Source organism: Komagataeibacter intermedius TF2 (genome assembly GCF_000964425.1).
GTDB classification, from domain to species: domain Bacteria; phylum Pseudomonadota; class Alphaproteobacteria; order Acetobacterales; family Acetobacteraceae; genus Komagataeibacter; species Komagataeibacter intermedius.
The window spans coordinates 1-561 of the sequence record NZ_BANF01000214.1 but is presented as its reverse complement, the minus strand read 5'-3'; the positions used below and the strand labels follow the sequence as shown (position 1 = coordinate 561).

General features: G+C 56.1%; 1 protein-coding gene. It reads right to left on the bottom strand.

Annotated elements, in window-relative coordinates; translation table 11 throughout:
- Window positions 1-561 (bottom strand): transposase (locus B7449_RS16465; protein ID WP_209426765.1); only part of this gene is annotated, 561 nt, incomplete at both ends.

Here is a 561-nt window from a genome sequence, read left to right as displayed (position 1 = left end):
CTTTTCCATGTTGGCGCATGGCCCCGCTGAAACCAGCGCCGCACGGTTTTTCTCTCTACTCCGATCGTTGTGGCGATAGCCTGAATACTGTGCCCTTCTGCTTTCAGGGCAAGAGCTTCATTGAAAAGAGTTTCACGTCGTTCCCCGGAGACTGACCTGATGAGCGTCTGCGCTTCTTCTGGTTGTGTCCTGACTGTTCCAGACGTTTCGCTCAATGTCGTTGATGCGCTGAGTTGTCGCGTCAGGGTTCTGACTGTTGTCGTGAAACGGCCCAGTATGCTGACAAAAGCCTCTGACAGGTTCTTCAGCAGATGCCAGCGGTCCGTCACCTGAAGAGCTGATGGCGCGCCTCTGTGGCATCCATCTGCATAAGCACCGGCACGGTCTCTGGCAATGATTTCAACACCGGGGTGGGCCTGCAGCCATTGGGCCAGGGTCGCAGCCTCCCGATCTGGCAGGAGGTCAATGACATCATTTTTCTCAAGATCGACCACAATCGTTCCATAGTGATGTCCCCGTCGCCATGCCCAGTCATCCACCCCTACCACGCGTGTAGGGGGC